Source organism: Litorivivens sp., assembly GCF_041625495.1.
Taxonomy (GTDB): Bacteria; Pseudomonadota; Gammaproteobacteria; order Pseudomonadales; family Spongiibacteraceae; genus Litorivivens.
The window spans coordinates 1-8339 of record NZ_JBFJTH010000164.1 but is presented as its reverse complement, the minus strand read 5'-3'; the positions used below and the strand labels follow the sequence as shown (position 1 = coordinate 8339).

At 55.6% G+C, this 8339-nt stretch carries 5 protein-coding genes; all 5 read left to right on the top strand.

The annotated features are described in order from the left end of the window. Positions 1 to 1672: acyl-CoA carboxylase subunit beta (locus ABYP39_RS15410; protein WP_372783414.1), on the top strand; the 1672-nt coding region annotated here is incomplete at its 5' end. Positions 1673 to 1714: 42 nt separating this feature from the next. Beyond that, complete coding sequence (locus ABYP39_RS15405) at positions 1715 to 4558, top strand: biotin/lipoyl-containing protein (protein WP_372783412.1); 2844 nt, start codon at positions 1715 to 1717, stop codon at positions 4556 to 4558. Positions 4559 to 4662: 104 nt separating this feature from the next. Beyond that, entirely contained in the window at positions 4663 to 5073 is a 411-nt protein-coding gene (gene mce, locus ABYP39_RS15400; protein ID WP_372783411.1) for a methylmalonyl-CoA epimerase, read from the top strand. A 59-nt stretch (positions 5074 to 5132) separates the two neighbouring features. Further along, on the top strand, positions 5133 to 7298 hold the full coding sequence (gene scpA, locus ABYP39_RS15395; RefSeq protein WP_372783410.1) for a methylmalonyl-CoA mutase: 2166 nt from the start codon (positions 5133 to 5135) through the stop codon (positions 7296 to 7298). A gap of 88 nt (positions 7299 to 7386) precedes the next feature. Then, on the top strand, positions 7387 to 8339 hold a 953-nt coding region (gene meaB / locus ABYP39_RS15390; RefSeq protein ID WP_372783409.1), incomplete at its 3' end, for a methylmalonyl Co-A mutase-associated GTPase MeaB.

Here is an 8339-nt window from a genome sequence, read left to right as displayed (position 1 = left end):
CCCGTTTGAGCAGGCCAAGGACGTTGAATTCACCGTTCCTGGTCAGCTCGATTATGACCCCGGCCTGTACGAAACCACCCTGATGATGGGCCATGAATTGCTGCAGCTGCCCTATAAGGCTGCGGGCGTAAAAAGCATTCAGAAACAGCACCAGAAAAAGCGCATGACCGTTTGGGAGCGCATTCAGGTACTGAAGGATGCCGGCACAGAGCCCAAGATTCTCTACCAGAACTGGGGTAAAAACCTCGACGGCGCCTCGCTGGTAACCGGCATCATCAAGGTTAATGGCCGCGACGTGGCGATTTACGGCCACGACTTCACCGTGCGTGCCGGCTCGATGGACGCCACTAACGGCAGCAAGCTGGCTCGACTGTTTGAGCTGGCTGGCAAGCTCGGTATTCCGCTGGTGGGTATGAACGATTCTGCCGGTGCCTTTATTCCCGCCGGTGTCGGTGGTCTGGACGGCTACGCCGAAGCCTTTACCGCGCTGCGCCGGATTAATGGTGTGGTACCGTCGATCATGTGCATGTTCGGCTACAACGCCGGTGGCGGCGCTTACCTGCCACGCCAGGGCTCATTTGTGGTTCAGCCCAACGACACCTTCTTCGGTCTCACAGGCCCCGGTGTCGTCAAATCGGTGCTGGGTGAAGACGTTACTGCCGATGATCTGGGCGGCCCCAAAGTTCACTCCCAGTCCGGTGTGACTGACTTTGTGGTGCCAGACGAAGTGGCTGCCCTGAATAAGGTCAAACAATTGCTGAACTACCTGCCCGATAACAACACCTCGCTGGCGCCGTTTCAGCCGACCTCCGACCCGATTGACCGTAAAACCTGGGATATCGACCTGCTGCTGAAAAAGTCCTTCAACAGCCCGACTGGATTCAATACGCCCTTCGACATCAGCATTATCATTCAGCAGCTCTGCGACCACGGTGACTATTTCGAAGTGCAACCCGAGCGCGCTCGGAACACCATTACCGCCTTTGGTCGCATTGGCGGAAATGTGGTGGGTTTTGTTGCCAACAACTCGGCGGTGGCCTCCGGTCAGATTGATATCGGCGCGGCTTACAAAAACGCCCGCTTTATTCGCTTCTGTAATGTCTACAACATTCCAGTGATGTTTATGGAAGACACCACCGGCTTCCTGCCCGGTCGTGAGCAGGAAGAGGGCGGTATCGTCCAGGCTGGCCGTGCCATGCTGGATTCGATTGTTGATCTGCGCACCCCGCGATTCCTGATTATCATTCGCAACGCTTTTGGCGGTGCTTACGCGTCGTTCAACAACTATCCGACGGGTGCAGACTTTGTCTGCGCACTGCCCACCACCCGCCTGGCGGTTATGGGGCCTGCCGGTGTTGAGTATGTCTACAAAGACGAACTGCGCGCCATTCGCAGCACTCTGAAAGACCGTGTTGCCAAGGCCATGAAGCAGGGGCTGTCGGAAAAAGACGCCAAGGCTGAAGTAGCTGCGTGGCAGAAAGCCGAAGAAGCCCAGCTGGCCCAGCGTTACGAGCGCGAGCTGATGAACCCCAATGAGGCTTTGAGCCTCGGATCCATTTCACAAATTGTTATGCCGTCGGATTTGCGACAGGTCATCGCCGAGCAGCTGGAGCTGCATATAGCGAGCTACAAGCCCGAACCCATGGGCGGACCGCAACGCGAATTCCACTGACGTGACTGAAACGGCAAACCGGATTACAAGGGGAACACACTCGTGCAAAGCAACAACTACTATCTGAACAACCCGCTGATCCACGCGGATCGCAAGCTGTCTAACTCACCTTCGGCGTGGGTACGCAGCTTCTCCTGTGAAGATCTTAAACCGCTGATCATCTGTCGCGGCCCCATTCGCAAGGAAGCAATGGATGTCTTCGATGAAATGGGTATTAACGGCTACGGCATTTTGCTGTCGGAAAAAGACTCAATCACCTACACCAACGCGCTGGCGCCGGAATTGCGCCGGCTGACCGACCCGGACCGCGTTCATCGGGTGCCGGACTACACTGGTGCCAACAAGGAAGAGCGCGGCAAGCGTATCCAGCAGATTGTCCGTATCGCCAAGGATAACGGCTACAACGCTATTTTTGCCGGCTACGGCTTTATGTCTGAAGACGCCGAGATGGTTGAAGCGATGGAAGAGGCCGGCCTGAACTTTATTGGCCCCTGTTCCTACACTCAGAAAGCCGCTGGCATGAAAGACCAGGCCAAGCGCACGGCACTGGAAACCGGTGTATCGGTAACTCCCGGTGTCAACAACGCGACCAGCCTGGCTCTGTTTGCCAAATACGGTAAGAACGGGCTGGAAAAGTGTGCCAAAGAACACAAGCTGAAAGTCGATTTCTCCAAGTGCAAGGATGATGAAGAGAAAGCGCTGGCGCTGCTGGCGGCTTCCTACGATGCCGGTATCGATATTATCGACGCCGATGATATTGGTGAGGCGCTTAAAGTGGAAGCCAAGCGCATGCTGGCTGAAAAGCCAAACAACCGTTTTCGCCTCAAGGCCATCGCCGGTGGCGGTGGTAAAGGGCAGCGTATCCTTCAATCAGCCAACTCCTACAAGGGCAAGACCCTAGAAGAGCGCGTGGAGCTGGCCGCAGCCCCGGTACCGTCGCTGGTTAAGGAATGCTTGATTGAGCTCAAGACCAACGGTGTGGGCGATAACAAAAACGTCCTGATCGAAATGAATATCGACACCACCCGACACCAGGAAATCCAGGTAGTGGGTAATGGTGAGTGGTGCATGACCATGGGCGGTCGCGACTGCTCCCTGCAGATGCACGAGCAGAAACTGTTGGAAGTGTCTGTGACCGTGGAAGAGCTGGAAGCGGCTATCGAAGAAGCCAGCGCAGCCGGTCGTCGCGCTGAAGTCACCCAGTTGAAGAAGGATCTTGAGATCCTCAAGCGCATGGAAGAAGAGGGTGCGGTTTTCGGTAAGGCGGTTAAGCTGGATTCGGTGGGCACCTTTGAGTGTATCGTCGACGGCGAAGCGCACTACTTCATGGAAATGAACACCCGGATTCAGGTTGAGCACAGGGTTACCGAGCTTTGCTACAAACTGAAGTTCACCAATCCGGACGACCCCAACGATTTCTTTATCGCTGAGAGCCTGGTCGAAGTAATGGCACTCATTGCCCGCCACGGCAAGCGCTTGCCCAAGCCTGAGCGTATCGTCCGCGAGCCGGCCTCGGTTGAAGCGCGTATGAACGCTACTAACCAGGCGCTGCAGCCCCACGCAGGCGGCGTGATTGAGTACTGGTCAGATGCGCTGGAAGGCGAAATTCGCGATGACCAGGGGATCTCCATGCACAATCCGGATACGGATGTGTTTATGAAGTATCACCTGGCGGGAGCCTACGACTCCAACATCGCTCTGCTCTTGACCACCGGTCAAAATCGGCTGGACAGCTACACCAAACTGGCCGAAATTCTGCGTCGCACCGAGCTGCGGGGCAAAGATCTGGCCACCAACCTGCAGTTTCACTATGGTCTGGTGTACTGGTTTTTGGGCAATGGTATTAACGCGCGTCCCAGTACTCGCTTTATCGTTCCCTACCTGACGGCGGTAGGTGAACTGAGAGAGGCCGCCTCACAAATTGATTTGGATTTTGCCTATGGCCAGATCAAGCAGCGCTATCTTTCCGAAGCCGACCCGAAAACTGCCAAGGCCTGGGCTAACGCACTGGATCTCAAGCAGCTGCTGATCACCCGCCCGCTGGAACGCCTGTTTGGCGAGCCGCATTACATGGCGGGCTGGCTGAGCATCCACAAAGACGCGGTGAAAGTCAGCAAGAAGTCTGTTGAATGGACGGTCAACCCGATTGAGCTGCTGGCCGAGCTTTACCACTTCCTGAACATGGATTACGAGGCCGGCAAACCGGCGCGTCACATGATCTGGGATCACGACAACGAGGTACTGCAGGCGGCACTGAGCTTCTATGCCAGCCTGAAAGAGAAGCTGGGCACCGAAGACTTTGGCGAGCTGCAGGCGGCGCTGGCCTCGGACAAGGCGCCTAAGGGCATCACCAAGAAACAGTGGACCGAGGCGCAGCAGGCGCATGCGGGCTATCAGGCCGGTACCGAGCTGCTATCTGTTCTGACCTACATCGCACGCAAGACCAAGTTCTACGATCTGAAGGTGAACGCGGATCTGAGTATCACCATTCCGGACCGTCTGACCGAGAAAGAACTGCAGGATCGCATGGCCAAAGTGCTGGTGCCCCCACCGGCAGCCAAGTCCGACGAGATCCTTGCTGTCAGCGGCGGTATGTTCTACCCCCGTGAAGCTCCGGGTATGGATGTGTTCGTCAAGGAAGGCGACCACTTTGAAGCCGGCGATGTGCTCTACATTGTTGAAGTCATGAAGATGTTCAACAAGGTGGTTGCACCGTTCGCGGGTACCGTCGAGAAATGTCTGATCGATGGCGATGGCGTGATCATCAAGAAAGGCGAGCCGGTCTTCAAGGTGACACCAGACGAGAAAATCGTGATTGAAACGCCTGAGGAAATTGCCGAGCGCCGTAAGGTGAAGACTGCAGATTTCCTGAAAACGATCGTTTAGTGATCCGTCGGACGTCTGACATCAGACGTCCGACCAAAATACCTTGGCGTCGCTCCAATCTGGACGCGTCTACAATTATTGTTTGAAGCTCACAGGTAAACCCCATGATCACCGCACTTGACCATATCGCCATCGCCGTCCCTGAACTGGAAAAGGCGATTGCGCGTTTTAAGGAAGATTTTCAGCTGAACTTTGAAGGTACTGAAGACGTTGTTGATGCTAAGACATCAACCGCTTTTTTTCCGGTGCCTGCAACCAGTATTGAGCTGGTGCACCCCCTGAATGGTGAAGGCCCGATTGCCAAGTACCTGGAGAAGAAGCCAGGCGGACTGCACCATATCTGCTTTCGCAGTGACAACATTGAAGAGGATGTGGCACGCCTGAAAGCCAAGGGCTATCAGTTTCTTTCAGATGAACCAAGCCCGGGTGCCCACAACGCAAAAGTGATTTTCATTCATCCGAAAAGCTGCGATGGCGTGCTGGTCGAAATCAACCAGCCCGGCGACGATCACTGATCTACCTTATTACTGGCCGGGCTATCTCTGGCCGAGCTATCACTGACAGGTAACAGCATATGGCAGACAAGGACTACAAAGCACCCGAGGCGACTCGCGAAGCCTGGGAAGAACTTGCCAACAAGCAGATGAGCAAGGGTGGGAAAAGCCTGGACGATCTGGTTTGGCATACACCTGAAGGCATCGACGTCAATCCGCTGTACAGCAAGAAAGACCTCGAAGGACTGCCTTTCACCGACACCATGCCGGGTATGGAGCCTTTTATCCGGGGCCCACAGCCGACCATGTATGCGGGGCGTCCCTGGACCATTCGCCAGTATGCCGGTTTCTCCACCGCCGAAGAGTCCAATAACTTCTACCGCAAGGCACTGGCTGCTGGCGGGCAGGGGGTCTCGGTAGCCTTTGACCTGGCGACCCACCGCGGTTATGACTCCGATCACCCACGTGTTACCGGTGACGTCGGCAAGGCCGGCGTGGCCATCGACTCGGTCGAAGACATGAAAGTGTTGTTTGACGGTATTCCGCTGGACAAGGTTTCTGTGTCCATGACCATGAATGGCGCAGTGCTGCCGGTCCTGGCCGGCTATATTGTCGCGGCCGAAGAGCAGGGCGTCAGCCAGGAGCAGCTGTCAGGCACCATTCAGAACGACATTCTGAAAGAATTCATGGTGCGCAACACCTACATTTATCCGCCGCAGCCGTCGATGAAAATTATCGGCGATATTATTGCCTATGCGTCGGATTACATGCCCAAGTTCAACACCATTTCCATTTCCGGCTACCACATTCAGGAAGCCGGTGCCGACGCGGCATTGGAGCTGGCCTATACCCTGGCCGATGGTAAAGAATATATTCGCACCGCACTGACGGCGGGTCTGGATATCGACAAATTCGCGGGGCGCCTGTCATTTTTCTGGGGCATTGGCATGAACTTCTATATGGAGATTGCCAAACTGCGCGCTGCGCGCCTGCTGTGGGCTCGCATCGTAGATGAGTTCAAACCGAAGAACCCGCGCTCAAAAATGCTGCGCACCCATAGCCAGACCTCCGGCTGGTCCCTGACCGAGCAGGACCCTTATAACAACGTGGTTCGTACCACGATTGAGGCGATGGCGGCAGTGTTTGGCGGCACCCAGTCGCTGCACACCAATGCACTGGACGAAGCGATTGCACTGCCGACGGAATTCTCGGCCCGCATTGCTCGCAACACCCAGCTCATCATCCAGGAAGAAACCGGCATCACCAAGGTGGTTGACCCTTGGGGTGGCTCCTACATGATGGAATCGCTGACCAACGACATCGCCGAAAAAGCCTGGGAACTGATCCAGGAAGTGGAAGAAAAAGGCGGCATGGCCAAGGCCATCGAAACCGGCATGCCCAAGCTGCGTATCGAAGAATCCGCTGCGCGCAAGCAGGCCCGGATCGATCGCGGCGAAGACGTGATTGTCGGTGTAAACAAATACCGCCTGGAAACTGAAGATGACGTCGATATTCTCGATATCGACAATGAGAAAGTCCGCAAGTCTCAGGTAGCAGCGCTGGAGCGTATTCGCGCCAGTCGTGACGAAAAAGCCGTCGAAGATGCGCTGGAAGCGATTTACCAGTGCGCCGTCAGCGGCGAAGGCAACCTGCTGGATCTGGCGGTGAAAGCCACGCGCGTTCGTGCTACCGTAGGTGAAATCTCCTTTGCCATGGAGCGCGAATTCGGTCGCTTCAACGCGCAGGCTCAAACGGTATCCGGTGTGTACGGCAGCGCCTATCAGAACGACGACAATTGGAATGAAATTTCCGCCGATATCGAGGCTTTCACTGAAAAGCACGGTCGTCGTCCCCGGATGCTAGTGTGTAAAATGGGCCAGGACGGTCACGATCGCGGCGCCAAGGTAATTGCGACAGCCTTTGCAGATGTGGGTTTTGATATTGACCTGTCGCCCATGTTTTCCACGCCTGAGGAAGTGGCCAAGCAGGCGATTGAGAACGACGTTCATGTCGTGGGTGTTTCGTCGCAGGCTGCCGGCCACAAGACGCTGGTACCGGCTTTGATCGAAGAACTGAAGAAGCAGGGAGCCGAGGATATTATCGTGGTTGCCGGCGGTGTTATTCCACGGCAGGACTACGATTTCCTGAATAAGGCGGGCGTAAAAGGTATCTTTGGGCCCGGCACCCAGATCCCGAAAGCGGCGCGAGAAGTGCTTGACTCCATCAACGCGAATTACAAAAGCTGATTCGCGGGCATTTAATTGTCAGGCCCATGCGGTTTGATACTTCAGGCCCGGCTTTAGCCGGGCTTTTTGTTATGGACACTCGAATAGAATGACGAGTATTGATATTGACCAGCTCCGCCAGGGCAATCGCCGTGCACTTGCCAAGGCCATCACCCTGGTGGAAAGCAAGCGGGCTGAGCACCGCGAGGACGCCCAGCGCCTGCTGGAGGCGGTGCTGCCTTACACTGGCAATAGTATTCGGGTGGGCATCACCGGCATCCCCGGCGTAGGCAAGTCCACCTTTATCGAAAGTTTCGGCCAGACGGTCATAGAGCAGGGCAAGAAGGTTGCTGTGCTGGCCGTTGATCCGAGTTCTCCCATCGCGGGTGGTTCAATTCTCGGGGACAAAACCCGGATGGAAGAATTGTCGCGGATGGATAATGCTTTTATCCGACCCTCACCCTCCGAAGGCGCGCTCGGCGGTGTCGCACTGAAAACCCGCGAGACCATGCTGCTCTGTGAGGCAGCGGGCTATGACGTGATACTCGTAGAAACCGTTGGGGTAGGGCAGTCAGAATACGAAGTGGCCAGTATGGTCGATTTTTTCATGGTGCTGATGTTGCCCAACGCCGGCGATGAGCTGCAGGGCATCAAAAAGGGCATTATGGAGCTGGCCGATGCTCTGGTGATTAACAAGGCTGACGGAGACAGCCTCAATATGGCCCAGCAGACCCGGCGTCACTATCAGAACGCCTTGCATCTGCTGCGCCACACTAGCTTCTGGACGCCACAGGTAAAAACCTGCTCGGCGCTGCAGAAGGAAAATATCGAGGAAGTCTGGGGCATGATCTCGGACTTTCAGATCGATGCCATCAAGAACAAGGCGTTTCACGAGAAGCGTGCCCGCCAGGCTCAGGAGTGGATGCACAAATTGCTTCACGAAATGCTTGATCTGAAACTCAAGCAGAATCCTGAGGTTAAGCAACAGATGCCGGAGCTTGATCGCCAGGTAACCGAAGGCAAGACCACTCCCTATCTGGCGGCGAAATCGCTGATTGATTT

Excerpts from the sequence above, each read along its gene's own strand:
- mce (WP_372783411.1), top strand. The coding sequence starts at position 4,663 with ATGATCACCGCACTTGACCATATCGCCATCGCCGTCCCTGAACTGGAA.
- scpA (WP_372783410.1), top strand. The coding sequence starts at position 5,133 with ATGGCAGACAAGGACTACAAAGCACCCGAGGCGACTCGCGAAGCCTGG.